The sequence below is a fragment of the Roseovarius sp. THAF8 genome (assembly GCF_009363735.1).
Taxonomy (GTDB): Bacteria; Pseudomonadota; Alphaproteobacteria; order Rhodobacterales; family Rhodobacteraceae; genus Roseovarius.
On record NZ_CP045410.1, the window covers coordinates 2,027,856 to 2,045,208 of the forward strand.

17 protein-coding genes are annotated in these 17,353 nt (G+C 65.8%); 7 read left to right on the top strand and 10 right to left on the bottom strand.

The window, feature by feature from the left end:
• Nucleotides 1-2 precede the first annotated feature (2 nt).
• From FIU85_RS09935 to FIU85_RS09945, 3 genes are all read right to left on the bottom strand, one after another.
• The gene (locus tag FIU85_RS09935; RefSeq protein ID WP_152496780.1) at nucleotides 3-992 is read right to left on the bottom strand and encodes a branched-chain amino acid ABC transporter permease; all 990 of its coding nucleotides are present in this window, start codon (nucleotides 990-992) and stop codon (nucleotides 3-5) included.
• A 188-nt stretch (nucleotides 993-1,180) separates the two neighbouring features.
• Nucleotides 1,181-1,999, bottom strand: coding sequence for an ABC transporter ATP-binding protein (locus FIU85_RS09940; RefSeq protein ID WP_152490900.1), 819 nt, complete (start codon nucleotides 1,997-1,999; stop codon nucleotides 1,181-1,183).
• Nucleotides 2,000-2,063: 64 nt separating this feature from the next.
• Nucleotides 2,064-4,037 carry an AMP-binding protein gene (locus FIU85_RS09945; protein ID WP_152496781.1) on the bottom strand — a complete coding sequence of 658 codons (1,974 nt, stop codon included), beginning with the start codon at nucleotides 4,035-4,037 and terminating at the stop codon, nucleotides 2,064-2,066.
• A 474-nt stretch (nucleotides 4,038-4,511) separates the two neighbouring features.
• Between FIU85_RS09945 and FIU85_RS09950 the strand changes: the two genes are divergently transcribed.
• The 7 genes from FIU85_RS09950 to FIU85_RS09980 all read left to right on the top strand — a co-directional run bounded on the left by FIU85_RS09950 (nucleotide 4,512) and on the right by FIU85_RS09980 (nucleotide 11,456).
• Nucleotides 4,512-5,114, top strand: coding sequence for a 2-hydroxychromene-2-carboxylate isomerase (locus FIU85_RS09950; protein WP_152496782.1), 603 nt, complete (start codon nucleotides 4,512-4,514; stop codon nucleotides 5,112-5,114).
• Entirely contained in the window at nucleotides 5,111-7,012 is a 1,902-nt protein-coding gene (locus FIU85_RS09955) for a PAS-domain containing protein (RefSeq protein WP_254702877.1), read from the top strand. Before FIU85_RS09950 ends, FIU85_RS09955 begins: the two co-directional genes overlap by 4 nt.
• Nucleotides 7,009-7,722 (top strand): response regulator transcription factor, encoded by a 714-nt coding sequence (locus tag FIU85_RS09960; protein WP_152496783.1) that lies wholly within the window; start codon nucleotides 7,009-7,011, stop codon nucleotides 7,720-7,722. Before FIU85_RS09955 ends, FIU85_RS09960 begins: the two co-directional genes overlap by 4 nt.
• 241 nt (nucleotides 7,723-7,963) lie before the next feature.
• Entirely contained in the window at nucleotides 7,964-8,614 is a 651-nt protein-coding gene (locus FIU85_RS09965; protein WP_152496784.1) for a histidine phosphatase family protein, read from the top strand.
• Between the two features lie 13 nt (nucleotides 8,615-8,627).
• Nucleotides 8,628-9,257 (top strand): glutathione S-transferase family protein, encoded by a 630-nt coding sequence (locus tag FIU85_RS09970; RefSeq protein ID WP_152496785.1) that lies wholly within the window; start codon nucleotides 8,628-8,630, stop codon nucleotides 9,255-9,257.
• Nucleotides 9,254-10,300: a saccharopine dehydrogenase gene (locus tag FIU85_RS09975; RefSeq protein WP_152496786.1), complete on the top strand. Its 1,047-nt coding sequence runs from the start codon at nucleotides 9,254-9,256 to the stop codon at nucleotides 10,298-10,300. The genes FIU85_RS09970 and FIU85_RS09975 overlap by 4 nt, the downstream gene beginning before the upstream one ends.
• A 13-nt stretch (nucleotides 10,301-10,313) precedes the next feature.
• On the top strand, nucleotides 10,314-11,456 hold the full coding sequence (locus FIU85_RS09980; RefSeq protein WP_152496787.1) for a saccharopine dehydrogenase family protein: 1,143 nt from the start codon (nucleotides 10,314-10,316) through the stop codon (nucleotides 11,454-11,456).
• Nucleotides 11,457-11,522: 66 nt separating this feature from the next.
• On the opposite strand, the gene FIU85_RS09985 is transcribed toward FIU85_RS09980, so the two are convergent.
• From FIU85_RS09985 to FIU85_RS10015, 7 genes are all read right to left on the bottom strand, one after another.
• The gene (locus FIU85_RS09985) at nucleotides 11,523-12,137 is read right to left on the bottom strand and encodes an outer membrane protein (protein ID WP_172978858.1); all 615 of its coding nucleotides are present in this window, start codon (nucleotides 12,135-12,137) and stop codon (nucleotides 11,523-11,525) included.
• 171 nt (nucleotides 12,138-12,308) lie between these two features.
• Nucleotides 12,309-12,635: a DUF3775 domain-containing protein gene (locus FIU85_RS09990; RefSeq protein ID WP_152490891.1), complete on the bottom strand. Its 327-nt coding sequence runs from the start codon at nucleotides 12,633-12,635 to the stop codon at nucleotides 12,309-12,311.
• Between the two features lie 70 nt (nucleotides 12,636-12,705).
• Nucleotides 12,706-13,440 (bottom strand): SDR family oxidoreductase, encoded by a 735-nt coding sequence (locus FIU85_RS09995; RefSeq protein ID WP_152490890.1) that lies wholly within the window; start codon nucleotides 13,438-13,440, stop codon nucleotides 12,706-12,708.
• Nucleotides 13,437-14,021, bottom strand: coding sequence for a DUF3833 domain-containing protein (locus FIU85_RS10000; protein ID WP_152496789.1), 585 nt, complete (start codon nucleotides 14,019-14,021; stop codon nucleotides 13,437-13,439). The genes FIU85_RS09995 and FIU85_RS10000 overlap by 4 nt, the downstream gene beginning before the upstream one ends.
• Nucleotides 14,018-15,283 carry an MFS transporter gene (locus FIU85_RS10005; RefSeq protein WP_152496790.1) on the bottom strand — a complete coding sequence of 422 codons (1,266 nt, stop codon included), beginning with the start codon at nucleotides 15,281-15,283 and terminating at the stop codon, nucleotides 14,018-14,020. The genes FIU85_RS10000 and FIU85_RS10005 overlap by 4 nt, the downstream gene beginning before the upstream one ends.
• Complete coding sequence (locus tag FIU85_RS10010) at nucleotides 15,280-16,035, bottom strand: DUF1365 domain-containing protein (protein WP_152496791.1); 756 nt, start codon at nucleotides 16,033-16,035, stop codon at nucleotides 15,280-15,282. The genes FIU85_RS10005 and FIU85_RS10010 overlap by 4 nt, the downstream gene beginning before the upstream one ends.
• Nucleotides 16,032-17,330: an NAD(P)/FAD-dependent oxidoreductase gene (locus FIU85_RS10015; RefSeq protein WP_152496792.1), complete on the bottom strand. Its 1,299-nt coding sequence runs from the start codon at nucleotides 17,328-17,330 to the stop codon at nucleotides 16,032-16,034. The genes FIU85_RS10010 and FIU85_RS10015 overlap by 4 nt, the downstream gene beginning before the upstream one ends.
• Between the last annotated feature and the right edge of the window lie 23 nt (nucleotides 17,331-17,353).

Below are 17,353 nucleotides of genomic sequence, written 5' to 3' on the forward strand. Positions count from 1 at the left end.
GCTCATACCCTCTCGATGATCTTCTCGCCGAACAGGCCCTGCGGTCGGAACACCAGGAAGATCAGCGCCAGCACATAGGCAAACCAGATCTCGGTCGCCCCGCCGAGGTAGGGCGCGCCGATGGCGAACTCGAAAAGCTTCTCGCCCACCCCGATCAGCAAGCCGCCCACGATGGCCCCGGGGATCGAGGTGAAGCCGCCCAGCATCAGCACGGGCAGCGCTTTCAGCGCGATCAGCGACAGCGAGAACTGCACGCCCGACTTGGTGCCCCACATGATCCCCGCGACCAGCGCCACGAACCCGGCCAGCGACCACACCATCACCCAGATGAAGTTCAGCGAAATGCCCACCGACAGCGCCGCCTGGTGATCGTCCGCCACGGCCCGCATCGCGCGCCCCTGTTTGGTGTATTGCGCGAAGACGATCAGCGTGAAGACCAGCGCGGCCGCGATCACCGTCGCCACGATGTCCAGGTTGTCGATGAAAAAGCCGTAACCGAACCACCCCGCCGTGGTCTCGTCGATCACCTCGTTGATCCCCTGCGGCAGGCCGACATCCATCGTCTTGATGTCCGACCCCCACATCATGTCCCCAAACCCTTCGAGGAAATAGGCAAGCCCGATGGTGGCCATGAACAGGATGATCGGCTCCTGGTTCACCAGGTGCTTGAAGATCAGCGTATTCACCGCCCAGGCCAGCGCGACCATCACCACCATCGTCAGCAGGATCGCGGCCAGCGCCGGCACGTGCCAGCCGAAATGGTGGATTTCCGTGCCGAAGATCGCGTTGATCAGGTGGCTGAATGGCACCTGCCCTTCCATGATCCCCACCAGCGTCAGCGCCGCGAACAGCGCCATGACCCCTTGCGCATAATTGAAGATGCCGCTGGCCTTGTAGATCAGCACGAAGCCCAGCGCGACCAGCGCATAGAGCACCCCGGCCATCAGACCGTTCAGGAACACTTCCATGCCGAATATCAGTTGATCAGGCATCACGAACCTCCTTCGCATTCCCGCCCCGGACCTGATCCGGGGCCTCCCGGCCACCGAGGTCCCGGCTCAAGGCCGGGACGGCGGACCGCCGGACATCGACCATGCGCCCCGTAGGATGGGTGGAAACCCATCTTTGATGGGTGGAAACCCATCTTTGGTGGGTGAAAACCCACGCAGACCGTCCCGCATCAATCATGCGCCACCCCCAGATAGGCGTCGATCACCGCCTGGTTGCTGCGCACCTCGTCGGGCGTGCCATCCCCGATCTTCTTGCCGTAATCCATCACCACGACACGGTCGGAAAGGTCCATCACAACTCCCATGTCATGCTCGATAAGAACAATCGTGGTCCCGAACTCGTCATTCACGTCGAGGACAAAGCGGCTCATGTCCTCCTTCTCCTCCACGTTCATCCCCGCCATCGGCTCGTCCAGCAGCAGGATCGACGGCTCGGCGGCCAGCGCCCGGGCCAACTCCACGCGCTTCTTAAGGCCGTAGGGAAGCCGCCCAACCGGCGTCTTGCGAATATGCTGGATTTCCAGAAAGTCGATGATCCGCTCCACGAAAGCCCGGTTCTCGACCTCCTCGCGCTCGGCCTTGCCTTTCCACAGCGATTGCGAAAACAGCCCCGATTTCATCTGCCGGATGCGCCCTGTCATCACGTTGTCCAGCACGCTCATCCCCTCGAAGAGCGCGATGTTCTGGAACGTCCGCGCAATCCCCTGCTGCGCCACCTGATAGGGCTTCATCTGCGGGCGCTTCTCGCCCTTGTACCAGACCTCGCCCTCCTGCGGATTGTAGAAGCCACTGATGACATTCAGCATCGAGGACTTGCCCGCACCATTGGGCCCGATGATCGCCCGGATCTCGCCCTCGCGCACGTCAAAGCTGATGTCCTGGATCGCAACCACACCGCCGAAACGCAGCGTGATGTTCTTCATCTCCATCACCACGCCGCCAATCTTGCGACCATCCTCGGTGGTGTAACCTTCGGTCTGATCAAGCATCAAAACTCTCCCAAAACGCCACGGGATGGCGGGCGGGGCGATAGCGCAGCTGAGCGTCGTCCCGTCATTCCGCCGCCACCTTCTCCTGCGCCACCGGCACCACCTGCGCCTCCACGATCTTCAGCGTGGCCGAGATGCTGCCCTTGCGCCCGTCCTCATAGGTGACTTCCGTGGTGGTGAACTTCTCCTCCGAGCCGTCATAGAGCGCGCCCAGCAACTCCTCGAATTTCTCCGAGATCACGCCCCGACGCACCTTCCGAGTCCGGGTCATCTCGCCGTCATCCGCATCCAGCTCCTTGTGCAGCACCAGAAAACGGTGCACCTGGCAATGCGCCAGCATCGGGTCCTCGGCGAGGCTCCGGTTCACCTCTTCCACATGTTCCTTCACCGTCTCCAGCACACGCGGATGCCCCGCCAGTTCCTGGTAGGAGGCATAACCGATATTGTTCCGCTCGGCCCAGTTGCCCACGGCATTCAGGTCAATATTGATAAACGCCGTGCACTGTTCCCTCTGGTTGCCGAACACCACGGCTTCCAGAATATTGGGATAGAATTTCAGCTTGTTTTCCACGTATTTGGGCGCGAACAGGCTGCCATCGGCCATCTTGCCCACATCCTTGGCGCGGTCGATGATCTTCAGATGCCCGGTCGCCTCGTCGATGAACCCGGCATCGCCCGTCGCGACCCAGCCCTCGGCATCCTTGGTGCTCGCCGTGCTCTCGGCGTTCTTGTAGTATTCCTCGAACACGCCATCGCCGCGATAGAACACCTCGCCGCTCTCGGCGATACGCAACTCCACGCCCGGTGCTGCCACGCCCACCGTGTCGCTGTAAACCTCGCCATCGGGCTGCAGAGTGATGAACACCGACGCCTCGGTCTGCCCGTAAAGCTGCTTCAGGTTGATGCCGAGGCTACGGTAGAAATCGAAAATCTCCGGCCCGATCGCCTCGCCAGCGGTATAGCCCACGCGCACGCGCCCGAACCCCAGAGTGTCCTTCAACGGGCCGTACACCAGCAACCCGCCAAGGCGGTATTTCAGCCGGTCCCAGCCGCTGACACTCTTTCCGTCCAATATCGCCGGCCCCACCTTCCGCGCATGTTCCATGAAGGTATGGAACAGCCATTGCTTCATCCGGCTGGCATCCTCCATCCGGATCATCACGTTGGTCAGCTGCCCCTCGAACACCCGCGGCGGAGCGAAATAATAAGTCGGCCCGATCTCGCGCAGGTTTACCTGCATCGTGTCCGGGCTCTCGGGGCAGTTCACGCAGAACCCGCACCAATAGGCCTGCCCGATGGAAAAGATGAAATCCCCCACCCAGGCCATCGGCAGGTAGGCCAGCACTTCCTCGTTCCGCGTCAGGTGATCGAACTCCGACGAGGATTTGGACGCCTCGATGATGTTGCGGTTCGACAGCACCACGCCCTTCGGCTTGCCCGTGGTCCCCGAGGTATACAGCATCACGCAAGTGCTGTCGTAATCCAGGGCCTCGCGCCGCGCCTTCAGCTCAGACATCAACGTGTCTTTCGCCGCACGCCCCTGTTCCTGAACCTCCGTAAAGGGATGCAGCTTGCCATGATCGTACTTCCGCAAACCCCTCGGATCGACATAGATCATGTGCTCGAACTGATGCAGCTGGTCCTGAATGTCGATGATCTTGTCGACCTGCTCCTGGTCCTCGACAATGGCGAACCGCGCGCCGCAATGGTCCAGCACATAGGCCATCTCGTCGCTGGCGCTGTCCTGATAGACCGGCACCGGGATCGCGCCCACCGACTGCGCGGCGACCATCGACCAGTAGAAATAGGGCCGGTTGCGCCCGATAATGGCAATGAAGTCGCCTTTATCGACGCCAAGCTTCAACAGCCCCAGCGCCAGCGCCTCGATCTCCTGCTCCGCCTCGGCCCAGGTCCAGCTTTGCCAGATCCCGTATTCCTTCTCCCGATAGGCGGGGCGGTTGCCGAACTGGGCGGCGTTGCGCTGCAAAAGCGCCGGAATGGACCCAAGCCCATCCGCGCCTCTCGACGACTGTGCCAAATTGTGTCCTCCCTTTGTCCGCTCTCTCCCGCGAACAGACCGCTCCCCCTGGGGACGATTCTTGATCCACCATAGAGTGCGCAGCCGACGCTGAGCGTCAACTTTTTCCTGATCTTTTCCCAATCCTTACGAATTGTAACAGGCGCCACGTAAGCCGTGCGATTGCCAGACCGCGGGCTGGCGAGCGACCTTCCATCAGCGCGCTTTATCCACGCCAAATCCGCAAAACCTGCATTCGACGCGCCCACGTCCCCCAATCGCCAGCCCGTCCGGGCGGCCCCCTTTCGGCGATTGCAGGCAATTGCCTTTCGGTCAGCGGACGATCGCGCGGCGGCCTGCGGCCTCGATTCCGCGCAGGCCATTACCAACCGTCATCCCGGACTTGATCCGGGATCTCCTGCCCCGACGCAGCCCCACCCTTGACATGCCCGCCATTTCCCCGTCGATTGCCCCTCTCGCAAGAGGATCGCCACCATGACGAAACCACGGATGGATTTCTGGTTCGAATTCGCCTCGACCTATTCCTATCTCAGCGTCATGCGCCTGCCCGCCCGCGCGACGCAGGCCGGTGTGGCCGTCCGCTGGCGCCCCTTCCTGCTCGGCCCGATCTTCGCCGCGCAGGGCTGGGACACCTCGCCGTTCAAGATCTACGCCGCCAAGGGCAATTACATGTGGCGCGACATGGAACGCCGCTGCGCCGCGCGCGGCCTCACGTTCAAACGCTCCGACACCATGCCCCAGCACAGCGTGCTGGCCGCCCGCACCGCGCAGCTGGCGCTCGAACACCCCCAGGGCATCGCCTTTTGCCAGAACCTCTATCTCATGCAGTTCGCCGAAGGCCTGAACATCGCCGATGCGGACGTCATCGCCGCCTGCCTTTCGGCGGCCAACCTCCCAGCCGACCTGATCGACAAGGCCCAGGCCGACCCCAACAAGCACCGCCTGCGAGACACCACCGAAGAGGCCATGCGCCGCGGCATCTTCGGCGCGCCCAGCTTCACCGTGGGCGAAGAGCTCTTCTGGGGTGACGACCAGCTCGATACCGCCCTCGACTGGGCCCAGAGGCACGCCGCATGACCCAGCGCGACACCACCCGCATGACCACGGCGGGCCTCAACCTCATCCAGCAGGCCCTCACCATCTACGACGCCGATCTCGATCTCGCCGTCTGCAACCGCCGCTTCCAGGAGATGTTCGACCTGCCCGACCGGCTGGTCACCCCCGGCGCGCATTTCGAGGACACCATCCGCTTTCTGGCCGAGCGCGGCGACTATGGCGAGGTGACCGACCTCGACCGTTTCGTCGCCGACCGGGTCGAGACCGCCCGCGCGTTCGAGCCGCATTACATGGAACGCACCCGCGCCAACGGCCGCACCATCAGCGTCGAAGGCTCGCCCCTGCCCCAGGGCGGCTGGGTCACCGTCTACACCGACATCTCCCGCGCCAAGCAGCAGGAGGCGCTGCTCGCCGCCCGGTCCGAGGAACTGTCGGACCGGCTGGTCACCTATTCCGACGACCTCGCGGCGGCCAACCGGCAACTGGAATCCACCATCATCGCGCTGGAAGAGGCCAAGCGCCAGGCGTCCGAGGCCGAGGCCCGAATGCGCCTGACGACCGAGATGGTGCCCGCCCATATCGCCCATGTCGGCCCCGACCGGCGCTACACCTATTCCAACCGCCGCCTGTCGCTGGTCATGCCGGGCAGCACCGCCGATCCGGTCGGCCTCGCCCCCGCCGACGCGCTGGGGGACGAGACCTTCGCCAACATCGCCCCCCATCTCGACCGCGCCTATGCCGGCGAGCCGTCGGTGTTCGAGTTCACCCACGCCGCCAGCTCCCGTCGCATCCGCGTGGCGCTCACCCCCGATCCGGCCACCGGCGGGGTCTATATCCTGTCGATGGACATCACCGAAGAGGCCCAGACCCGCGCCGCCCTGGGCCAGCACCGCCGCCGCGAAATGGCCGCCCAGCTGACCTCCGGCCTCGCGCATGATTTCTCGAACCTGCTGACCATCATCCTCGGGATGCAGTCCCGCCTGCAATCCATGTCCCTGCCCGAGGAGGCCGCCGACCTCATCGCCGCCACCTTGGGCGCGGCGCGGCGCGGCGGCACCCTGCTCGACCGCATCGCCGACATGACCGGCCCGCGCGAACACATGCCCGTGCCCACCGACCTGCCCGCCTTCCTCAACGACCTGGAACCGCTGGCCCGCTCGGTCCTGCCCGACACGATCACCCTCGATATCCGCCCAGCCGACGCACCCCGCACCTGCCTGCTCGATCCCGGCATGTTGCAGGATTCGCTCATCAACCTCTTGCTCAACGCCCGCGACGCCATCGCGGGCCCGGGCCGCATCTCGCTCAAGGTCACCACCGTCCAGGACACCTGGCTCGACGTCGCCGTGTCCGACACCGGCCCCGGCTTTTCCGATCACGTCCGCAGCCACGCTTTCGATCCGTTCTTCACCACCAAGGGCGGCGAAGGCTCGGGGCTGGGCCTCACCATGGTCTACAACATGACCAAGCTCGCCGGCGGCCGCGTCATGATCGACAACACCGACGCGGGCGGTCAGGTCACCCTGCGCCTGCCCCTGCGCGAGGCCAGCGCCGACGACACTCCCGGCTTCGTCCTCCTGGTCGAGGACAGCGCCGACCTGCGCGAAAGCATCCGCGCCATGCTCCGTGCCGATGGCCACCAGGTGATCGAGGCCACCAGCGCGACCGAGGCGCAGGCGCTGCTGCACGGCCTGCCCGAGATCACCGCCATCCTCAGCGACATCACCCTCGAAGGCGAGGCCACCGGCCTCGACCTCATCGACGCCCTGCCGGCGCGGCACCCGCCCGCGGTGCTCATGACCTCGCTGCCGCCCTCCGATCCGCTGCACGCCGCCGCCCTCGCCCGCGCCCCGGTGCTGCGCAAACCGTTCCACCCCGGCGCCCTGCGCGCCGCCCTGTCTGGCGGAGCGCCGCGATGACCGCCACCACCCCCCTCGTCACCATCCTCGACGATGAACCGGCCATTCGCACCATGCTGGCGCAGGCGCTGGAAGAGGCCGGCTTTCGCACCCTCACCTTCGCGCGCGCGACCGAATTCGAGGCCGCGCTGCGCTCCACCTCTCCCGATATCTGCCTGGTCGACCTCTCGCTGCCCGACCGTGACGGGCTGACCCTGGTGCACCGCCTCGCACTGGAACAGGGCGCGCGCGTCATCATCATCTCCGGCCGCGCCGAGGTACAGGACCGCGTCACCGGGCTGGAGCTTGGCGCCGACGACTACATCATCAAACCCTTCGATCCGGCCGAGGTCGTGGCCCGCATCCGCGCCCGCCTGCGCCGCGACGCGCCCACCTCGCAGACCGGCAACACCGCCCGCTTCGGTCCCTGGACCGCGCATTTCGACCGCTACGTGCTGGAAGACGAAACCGGGCAGGAAACCCCCTTTTCCCATGCCGAGGGCGAGGTGCTGCGCCTCTTTCTCGACCGCCCCAAGCGCCTGATCTCGCGCCAGGCCATGCAAGAGGCCCTGGGCGGCGCCGCCGGCGAAAGCTTCGACCGCGCCATGGACGTCCGCATCTCGCGCCTGCGCACCAAGCTGCGCGAAGACCCCAAGAACCCCCGCCTGATCAAGACGATCTACGGCGCGGGCTATATCTTCCTCGGCGATGTCAGCTGGGGCCCTGCATAACGCACGCGCAACCGCGTAGGGTGGGTGACAACCCACGCGCCCCCTCCCCGAAACACCCCTCACCCGCCACCAACGCCCTCCGGTCCATCCTGCCGCGACTCATTCCAGACCCGTCACAACCACCACGTAGGGAGGGTGAAAACCCACGCGCCCCGTCCCCGAAATATTCCGCGCAACCGCCTTCACCCTCCCGCGCCCCGGCGCTAGGTTGCCCGCATCTGAGACAACGAAGGCATCCACCTTGGCGGAACTCATCCTTGTGCGGCACGGGCAGGCCAACAGCCACGCCACCGACGAAGCGGGCTACGACCAACTCTCCGACCTCGGCGCCGACCAGGCCCGCTGGCTGGGCGAGCATCTGGCCGCCACCAACCCGCATTTCGACCGCGTCCTCACCGGCACGCTGCAACGCCAGGTCGACACCGCCCACCACATGGGCGTCACCGTCACCACCCGGGATCCGCGCCTGAACGAGCTCAGCTATTTCGCCCTCGCCCAGGCCGCCTTCGACGCCCATGCCATCCCGGTGCCCACCGACCCCTCGCAATTCGCCACGCATCTGCCCCGTGTCATCACCCTATGGACCACCGGCGACCTGCCCGGCGTCCCCGAAAGCTTCGACGCCTTCGCCGCCCGCATCGTCGAGGTCCTGACCGAGCAATGCGCCGACGCGGGCCGCACCCTGCTGGTCACCTCCGGCGGCGTCATCGGCATGGCCCTGCGCCATGTGCTCGACCTCGACAACACCGCCATGGCCCGCGTCATGCTGCAAATCAACAATGCCTCCATGCACCGCCTCAGCTACGTGCACGACACGCTCATGGTGGCGGGCTTCAACGCCATTCCACATCTCGACCGTCCCGACCGGGCCCATGCCCGCACCTATGTCTGAAGGACCCACGCGCATGAAATTCTACTACGCCCCCGGCACCATTTCGGTCGCCACCGGCCTCCTGCTGCAAGAGGCCGGGCTGGACCATACCCCCGTCGCGCTCAGCTTCGCCGACGGCGACCAGACCAAGCCCGACTACCTCGCGCTCAATCCCAAGGGCCGCGTCCCCGCGCTCGTGACGGATCATGGCGTTCTGACGGAAACCGGCGCCATCGCCGAATTCATCGCCGCCCAGGTGCCCGACAAAGGCCTCGTCCCTGCCGACCCGTGGCAGGCCGGCCAGATGCGCAGCATCTGCTACTACCTTGCATCGACCATGCACGTGAACCACGCCCACGGCCCCCGGGGCATCCGCTGGGCCGACAGCGACGCGGCGCTAGCGGACATGAAGGCAAAGATGCCCCAAACCATGACCGACAGCTGCACCTTCATCGAGGAAAACTGCACCTTCGCCCCCTTCGTCATGGGCGAAGAAATGACCATCGCCGATCCTTGGCTCTTCGCCATCTGCTGCTGGCTCGAGACTGACAATGTCGACGTAGACCGTTTTCCCAAGATCAAGGCCCACCGCACCATGATGTCCGCCCGCCCCTCGGCCGCAGCCATCCGCGCCTACGGCCTGCTGACGAAAGACTTCGCATGACCCACCTCTGGCTCCGCGCCGAACAGCGCGACAACGAAGACCGCACCGGCCTCACCCCCGACGGCGCCGCCGCCCTCATCGCACAGGGCATGGATATCAGCGTCGAGGACAGCCCCGACCGCATCATCCCCACCGACCGCTATGCCGACGCGGGCGCCACCATCGTGCCGCAGAACGCATGGCCCGACGCGCCCCGCGACGCCATCATCTTCGGGCTCAAAGAGCTGCCCGACGACGGCACGCCCCTGCCGCACCGCCACATCATGTTCGGCCACGCCTTCAAGGGCCAGCATTCCGGCCGCCGCCTGCTGGACCGTTTCAAGGCCGGGGGCGGCACGCTCTACGACCTGGAATACCTGGTGGATGAACAGGGCCGCCGCGTCGCCGCCTTCGGCTACTGGGCGGGCTATGCCGGTGCCGCCGTCAGCCTCTTCGCCTTGGCCGCCCAGCAACAGGGCCGGACCTGTCCGCCCGTCTCAGCCTACCCGGACAAGGACGCGCTGCTGACCGACCTGGCGCAGGCGCTCGACACCACCGGCCACGACCGTCCTTCCGCCATCGTCATCGGCGCGCTCGGCCGCGTCGGCACCGGCGCCGCCGACCTCTGCACCGCGATGGACGTCACCCCCACCCGGTGGGACATGGACGAAACCGCCCATGGCGGCCCCTTCCCCGAGATCCTGGACCACGATCTTTTTCTCAACTGCATCTTCGCCCGCCCCGGCACGCCCGTCTTCGTGCCGGCAGAGGCCCTGACCGCCCCCCGCCGCCTGACCGTCATCGGCGACGTCGCCTGCGACCCCGACAGCGATTACAACCCCGTGCCGGTCTACTCCCAGGCCACCACCTGGGACGCGCCGGTGACCCGCGTGCACGACGCGCCCCCGCTCGACGTCATGGCGATCGACAACCTGCCGTCGCTCCTGCCGCTGGAATCCTCGCAGGACTATGCCAGCCAACTCTTGCCATCCCTGAAAACACTGGACAAACTGGACGCCGGAGTATGGGCGCGCGCGGAACGGACCTTCCGCGAGCACGTTTGAAGGGGACACCAACATGACAATCCACTGGTGTGGCACCGGCCTTTCGGCGGTGCCCGGCCTGCGCAGGCTGATCGAGACGGGCCATTCCGTCACCGTCTGGAACCGCTCTCTGGACAAGGCCGAGGCCGCCGTGGGCGACCTCACGAACCGCATCCGCGCCTTCGATTTCGACATGCTCTCGTCCGAGGTTCAGGAGGGCGACATCGTGGTGTCCATGCTCCCCGGCGACTGGCACGTGCCCATCGCCGAGATGTGCATCAACAAGGGCGCACACTTCGTCTCAAGCTCCTACATCGCCCCCGAGATGCGCGAACTCCACGCCAAGGCGCTCCTGCGCGGCGTTTCCGTGGTCAACGAAATCGGCCTCGATCCCGGCATCGACCACCTGATGGCCCACCACCTGATGGCCGACTACCGCGCCTCGGCGGCCTTCAACCCCGAAAACGACCTCAGCTTTCTCAGCTATTGCGGCGGCATCCCCAAAAACCCCAACCCCTTCCGCTACAAATTCAGCTGGTCGCCGCTCGGCGTGCTCAAGGCCCTGCGCTCGCCCTCCCGCTCGATCCGCAACTACTCGGAGTTGAACGTCCAGCGCCCCTGGGACGCGCTCGGCACCTACACCGCGCCCCTGCCCACGCCCGAAACGTTCGAGGTCTACCCCAACCGCGACAGCCTGCCCTTCCTCGACGATTACGGCTTCGAGCCCGCGTGGCGGGTCAAGGAATTCGTCCGCGGCACACTGCGCCTCAACGGCTGGTCCGACGCCTGGGCCGATGTCTTCGCCGAAATCGAAACGCTCGAAGGCCCCGAAGGCGAGACAAGGCTCAAGGAAATGTCCGACCAGTTCTGGCGCGACAACGCCTATGGCGAGGATGACCCCGACCGCGTCGTGCTCTGTGTCGACCTCAAGGCCGAACGCGGCGGCGACGCCGTCTGGCACAAGACCTTTGTCATGGATGCCTGGGGCGACGCGCGCGGCACGGCGATGTCCCGGCTGGTGTCGGTCCCGGTGTCCCTCGCGGTCGAGGCTGTGGCGCAAGGCCAAATCCCCGCCGGCGTCAGCCCCGCGCCCAACGACCCCAGGCTGGTGGAACGCCTGCTGTCAGAGGTCGACCGGCTGGCGCAGCACCTTCAGGTCGTGGATCACCTCGGCTGAGGGCCTTGCAAAAGGCGTAGGGTGGGCGAAAGCCCACGCGCCACCCTCGCCACTGTGGCCCCGGTCCTAGAACCGATAGGACATCCGCAGACGATAGGTCATGCCGTCGACGCTGCCCGACGGGGACACGTCGTCGAACTCGTGGTACAGCGCATCGGCGCCCGCGACCCATTTCTCGCTCAGCTTGAAATCGACCCCGGCACCGGCCACCCAGCCCCAGCTGTCGATGCTGATCGCACCGCCGCCACCGCTCATGTAGGCCGCGCCGCCGGTCCCGTAGACGAACGCGCTGCCGGTATCGAGGCCGACGCGCAGGCGCAGGCGGGAAATCGAGTCCACGTCCACGGTGTTGAACGAGATATCGGTAAAGTCGATATCGCCCTCGACGCCGTAGACCAGCGTGCCGCGATCCCAGTTGTATCCGGCGTGAACACCGCCCAGAAAGCCATCGTCGTCAAGATTGATGACCTGCGGAATGTTCGCCCCGGCAGGCGGAGGCAAGGTTGCGTCAAGATCGAAATCGCCGAAACCCAGCTGCACACCGACATACGGCCCGGCCCAGTCCGAAACCGGCACGGGCGGCGGCGGCACGTAGGGATCCGCCGGCGGCGTTAGGTTGCCTGCCAGTGCGGGGGCGGCCGTGATTGAAACGATGGCTGCGACGACGACAGATGTTTTCATTTCATCCTCCTGAAAACGCCTTTGAGCCGGAGCATACCACATTCCGCGCCAATTCTGGCGCTCGCCGCGCGGCCGGCTGCATTTTCCCGCCCCCGCGGGCAAAGGCGCAACACTGCGTAGGGTGGGTGAGAACCCACCTGTGGTGGACGAAAACCCACCACGCCGCGAAAATCACCCGCCGCGCACCAGGTCGTCCTCGTCGTCCTGCGCCGACAGGCCCAGCTCGTCCAACCCGTTTTCCAGATGATCCGACAAATGCGGCGTGCCCAGAAGGTAATCCGCCGTCGGCGTCGTGGCCTCCTCCCGCGCGGTCGCCTTGGCCTCTTCGATCTCGTCGGCCCCGAAGCTGCCGCGCCCGATCCACATCAACGCCACCAGGCTGGCCTGTTCGTCCTCGGCCAGCCGCTCGATGAACGCCCTCAGCTCTCCTTCCGCGCGGTCCAGTTCGCGCGACATGAGGATCACCTGGGCGACTTTGTACGTGCTGATATCCAGCATGTCCCGACCTCCTTTTCCGGCTCTCAGTCTACCGGAAAGATGGCCTCAAAGACAGACGCCGACCTTGATCTCACGCAAACAGGCGGAAATAGAGCCAGTTGGGCAAAAACCGCGCACCGCGGAAAACAAGGCTGAACCAGCTGGGAAAGTTCCGGTCGAACGCGTTCTCGTCGTTCATCAGCTCGAACATGATCTGAGCGGCCTCTTCGGGCTCCATCAGCCCCGGCATCTTGAAATCGTTCTTATCGGTCAGCCGCGTGCGGATGAAACCCGGGTTGGCGCATTGCACCAGCACGCCCGTGCGCCACAAATCCGCCCGCATACTCTGCGCCAGCGACATGATCCCGGCCTTCGACGCGCCATATCCAATGGCCCCCGGCAGCCCGCGAAAGCCCACCAGCGAGCCAGTCACAACGATGTGTCCGTGGTCCCGCGTAACCATCTTGGGCACCACGTGGTTCAGCACCCGCACCGTGCCGGTGAAATTCACGTCCGCCATCGCGGTCACCTGCTCGGGCTCCCACTCCGTCGCCTTCATCGGCCAGTAGACCCCGGCGAGCGTCACCACCCCGTCGATCTCGCCCACCTCTTCGGCGGCCGCCTTTACGCTTTCCTCGTCGGTTACATCAACGGTCACGATACTGGATCGCCCCGGCAGCATCTCCGCCACCTCCTTCAGCCGGTCCTCGCTACGCGCCGACAGGATCACCTCCGCCCCCACCGCGCTCAGTTTCCGTGCCAATGCCGCGCCAAGGCCTTCGCTGGCACCCACCAGCCAATAGCGTTTTCCAGTCCAGTCCATTATGCCGCTTTCTGAATATCCGTATCGTCCAACTTTTGCAGGGTCGCCACAAGCTCGGCGACCTTGATCCCATACTTGCGGAACTGGCTGCGGTTCACAATGGTTCCACCCGGCGTCAGGTACATCCAGTCCTCGACGCTCAGAACATGACCACCCGCCTCGGCGGGCAGGCGAATATCATAGCACAATTGCACCGCCGCCCCAGCGTGCCGGCCTTGCCCGGTGCCGACCACGTCATCGGCCTCGGCCCGGATGCGCCCGTCATTGCCCAGCTCCAGCCGCCACTCGCGCTCCTGCACCGTGCCGCTGTCATAGGTGAAACGCTCGGCCATCACCCCCTTGTTGCCGTCCCAGCGCGCATCGAACCGGGCCGAAAACCGCGACGCCACCCGCCCCAATGGCCCGTAAATCACCCCCTCGCAGCGCATCGGCCCGTTCAGATGCTGGCGCAGGTCGAACCGCGGCAGCGTGTCGGCGTAATCCTCCACGCTTTGCGCCCGGAACCCGACGAACCGATTGCGCAGCATGGCAACCCCGGTCGCCAGCGCCGCCCCGCACATGATCAGAAATCCTTCGAACATCATCTCCGTCTCCCCGCTTCAACCATGGCCCCCTGGGGCGCGTCCCCGCCCCCGGGCACCGTTGCCAGCAGCGCGATCGCCGCCAGTTTCAGAACGCACGGCACCGCCCCGTACAGCAGGCCCAGCGCCCATAACGCGTCTTCCGAATTCTCCTGCCCCGAGGCATAGCCGACCGACTCCAGCAGCGGCAGCAGGCCCACCGCCGCAATCGCCAGCGTGATCTTCGACACGAAGGACCACAGGCTGAAGCCCTCGGCCGCCCCCGGCGACACCTCCGCCATCCGGTCGGCAAAAAGCGCCGGCAACAGCGTCATGTCCGCCCCCAGCGCCACGCCGGTCAGCACGCAGATGACCGCAAAGGCCCAGACATCACCCGCGCCCAGCATCACAGCAAAGCCAAAGGCCGCGATGGCCAGCACCATCGCCCAGATCAGCACCCGCCGCGCGCCATAACTCTCGGCCAGCTTGCCCCACACCGGCGCCGCCGCCGCCGCGCTCAGGAAGAACACCAGCAGCAGCGGCCCTTCCCAGCCCGGTGCCGCCAGCCGGTCCTCCACATAGAACAAAAACAGCGTCGAACTCACCGCAACCGGCGCCGAGTTGGCCAAGGCCACCAGCAAAAGACGCCGCGCCTTCGCATCGCGCAGCACCGTCCCCAGTTGCGAGGTCACGCCCTCCTCGGGCGGCTGCCCGCGCCACTCGGTGCCCATCGCCCACAGCGCCACCAGCCCCAGCCCGGCAAACGCCACGGCAAACGCCGCGTACCCGCCCAGCGCCACGGGCGCCACGGCGGCGGCACAGATCCCCAACAGCGCCCCGGTCTCGCGCCACCGCGCCACCCGCAGGTGCCCGCCCGTGCCCATACGGCCTGCCACCGACACGCCTTGGGCATAGAAACAGATCGTCAGGTAGCTGAACGCCGAAAACACCAGCGTCAGCATCACCGCGAACCACCACAGGGGTGGCAGCATCGGCTCCACCGCAAAGAGGCCCAGCATCCCCGCGATCATCGCCACCCCGGCGATCACCACGGTCAGCCCGCGATAGCCTGCCGTCATCGCCGACACCCGCCCCAGCAGCGGGTCCTGCACAAAATCCAGCAAGCGCAGCACCCCCAGCACCGTCCCCAGCGCCGCCAGCGACACGCCGTACTCGTCGACGAAAAACTTCGGCGCGTGCATGTACAGCGGCAGCCCCGCCGCCGACAGCATCGCCGCGAACAGCGCAAAGGCCGGCAGGCGCGGCGATTTGCCGGCCCCGCTCATCGGCTCACTTCCCGTGTCGGCGGCTCGGGCCGGTTCTGGAATTTCGCGCCCTTCCACCACAGCTTCAGCGCCTGCCAGTGGATCAGCGCCAGCACCCGGCGCGACCCCAGCGGCCGCCGCGCCAGCGCCTTCAGAACACCCGCCGTGGTCAAGGGCCTGCGGTCCCCCACCAGCGTCGCGATCACCCCGTCCTTGCCCCGGCTCAGGTCGATCCAGATCCCGATCCGGTCGGGCCGGATATCGAACCGGAACGTGTAGTCGCCCTCAATCGTCTGAAACGGCGAGACATGAAACACCTTCTTCGCCCGCAACCGGTCCTCGGGGCCTATGGGGCTGCGATCATCGTGGTGACACAGGTACGAATGCCTGTCGCCATAGGTGTTGGTCACTTCCGCGATCACCACCATCAGGTCATCCGCCGCGTTGTAGCACAGCCAGAACGACACCGGGTTGAAGATATGCCCCAGCACCCGCGGTTGGGCCAAAAGCTCGATCCGCACGGGCGCCGCGAACTGGTGCGCCTCCAGCACCTCGCGCACCCAGGCCGCGCCACGCCCCTGCCCCGGCGGGCCGCCATGATCCCGGTCCCGCAAGCTGAAAAGTCCCGCGTGGTTGCGCCCGAACACCCGGCTCTTCGGCAGCGCGGCTTCCGCATCCACCATCACGTAGTCGATGCCGTACCGGAACGCGTTGCGGACCGCGCCCTTGCGGCCATGCCACGTGTGGCCCGCGATATGATCGGGTCCATTCACGCCGCCGCCGCCGCGCTGTCCCGCGCCAGGATCGCATCGGCCACGTCATAGGCGCTCGACAAACCGTCCTCGTGAAACCCGTTCTTCATCCAGGCCCCGCAGAACCACGTGGCGGTGTCGCCATTGATCCGCGCCACCTCGGCCTGCGCCCGCAGCATGTCCATGTCATAGACCGGGTGCCGCAGCACCGTCTGGTCATAGATCAAATCCTCGCGGATCGGCCGCGTACTGTTCAGCGTCACGAAATGCGGATCGTCCATCGGAATCGGCTGCAGGCTGTTCATCCAGTAGGTCAGGTCGATCTGCCCGTCCCGCTTGGCCGGCCCTTCCATGTAGTTCCACGACGACCACACCGCGCGCCGCTTCGGCATGACGGATGTATCGCAATGCAGCACCACGTCGTTGGGCTGGTATTTCACGCGGCCCAACGCGGCACGTTCCTCGGGCGTCGGGTCTTCCAGCATCTTCAGGCTGTCGTCGCCATGGGTGGCAAAGATCACTTCGTCAAAGCTGTCCCACTCGGCACCATGCGCCCGCACCTCCACACCGCCATGCGTCCGCCTGACCCCGGCAATCGGCGCACCCGTCCGGATGCGCACGCCAAACTTGCGCAACGCCGCTTCCAGCCGCGTCACATACTCGATCGACCCGCCTTGAACCGTGTACCACTGGTGCTGCCCCTCGTAGCCCAGCAGCGCGTGGTTCTCCATGAACCGGATCAGCGCGTGCGCCGGGAAATCCATCACCTTCTCGGTGGGCGTCGACCAGATCGCACCGGTGAACGGGCTCAGGTACCGCTCGCGAAACCACTTCCCCATCCCCATCTTGCGCAACAGCTCCCCGATGCTGGCCTCGGGATGCGCCTCCGCCGTGCGCACCGCCCGCGCGTTGAACCGAAAGATATCGCGCAGCATCATCCACATGCGCGGGTCCAGCACGTTGCGCGTCTGGGCAAAGAACGCCTGCGCCCCGTCCAGCCCGTACTCGAACCGCGTGTCCCGGAACGACGCGCCAAAGCTCATCTTGCTTTCCACCACCGGCACGTCCAGCGCCGCGAACAGCTCTGCCAGATGCGGATAATTGGCATAGTTGAACACGATGAACCCGGTATCCACCGGCTGCGTCCCGTCCTTGCCCGCCATCCTGGTCCGCGCATGTCCGCCCAGCCGCGGCTCGGCCTCGAAAAGCGTCACATCGCACGCGCCGGCCAGCCGCCACGCAGCCCCCAATCCACTGATCCCCGCGCCGATAACTGCGACTTTCTTGCGCAACGGCGCAACTTTCGTAACTGGCATTCCGTGTAGTACCTTTAATTGTC

Excerpts from the sequence above, each read along its gene's own strand:
- FIU85_RS10005 (WP_152496790.1), bottom strand. The coding sequence starts at position 15,283 with ATGAGCGGGGCCGGCAAATCGCCGCGCCTGCCGGCCTTTGCGCTGTTC.
- FIU85_RS09980 (WP_152496787.1), top strand. The coding sequence starts at position 10,314 with ATGACAATCCACTGGTGTGGCACCGGCCTTTCGGCGGTGCCCGGCCTG.
- FIU85_RS09975 (WP_152496786.1), top strand. The coding sequence starts at position 9,254 with ATGACCCACCTCTGGCTCCGCGCCGAACAGCGCGACAACGAAGACCGC.
- FIU85_RS09955 (WP_254702877.1), top strand. The coding sequence starts at position 5,111 with ATGACCCAGCGCGACACCACCCGCATGACCACGGCGGGCCTCAACCTC.
- FIU85_RS10015 (WP_152496792.1), bottom strand. The coding sequence starts at position 17,330 with ATGCCAGTTACGAAAGTTGCGCCGTTGCGCAAGAAAGTCGCAGTTATC.
- FIU85_RS09970 (WP_152496785.1), top strand. The coding sequence starts at position 8,628 with ATGAAATTCTACTACGCCCCCGGCACCATTTCGGTCGCCACCGGCCTC.
- FIU85_RS10000 (WP_152496789.1), bottom strand. The coding sequence starts at position 14,021 with ATGATGTTCGAAGGATTTCTGATCATGTGCGGGGCGGCGCTGGCGACC.
- FIU85_RS09985 (WP_172978858.1), bottom strand. The coding sequence starts at position 12,137 with ATGAAAACATCTGTCGTCGTCGCAGCCATCGTTTCAATCACGGCCGCC.
- FIU85_RS09935 (WP_152496780.1), bottom strand. The coding sequence starts at position 992 with ATGCCTGATCAACTGATATTCGGCATGGAAGTGTTCCTGAACGGTCTG.
- FIU85_RS09950 (WP_152496782.1), top strand. The coding sequence starts at position 4,512 with ATGACGAAACCACGGATGGATTTCTGGTTCGAATTCGCCTCGACCTAT.
- FIU85_RS09990 (WP_152490891.1), bottom strand. The coding sequence starts at position 12,635 with ATGCTGGATATCAGCACGTACAAAGTCGCCCAGGTGATCCTCATGTCG.
- FIU85_RS09940 (WP_152490900.1), bottom strand. The coding sequence starts at position 1,999 with ATGCTTGATCAGACCGAAGGTTACACCACCGAGGATGGTCGCAAGATT.
- FIU85_RS09960 (WP_152496783.1), top strand. The coding sequence starts at position 7,009 with ATGACCGCCACCACCCCCCTCGTCACCATCCTCGACGATGAACCGGCC.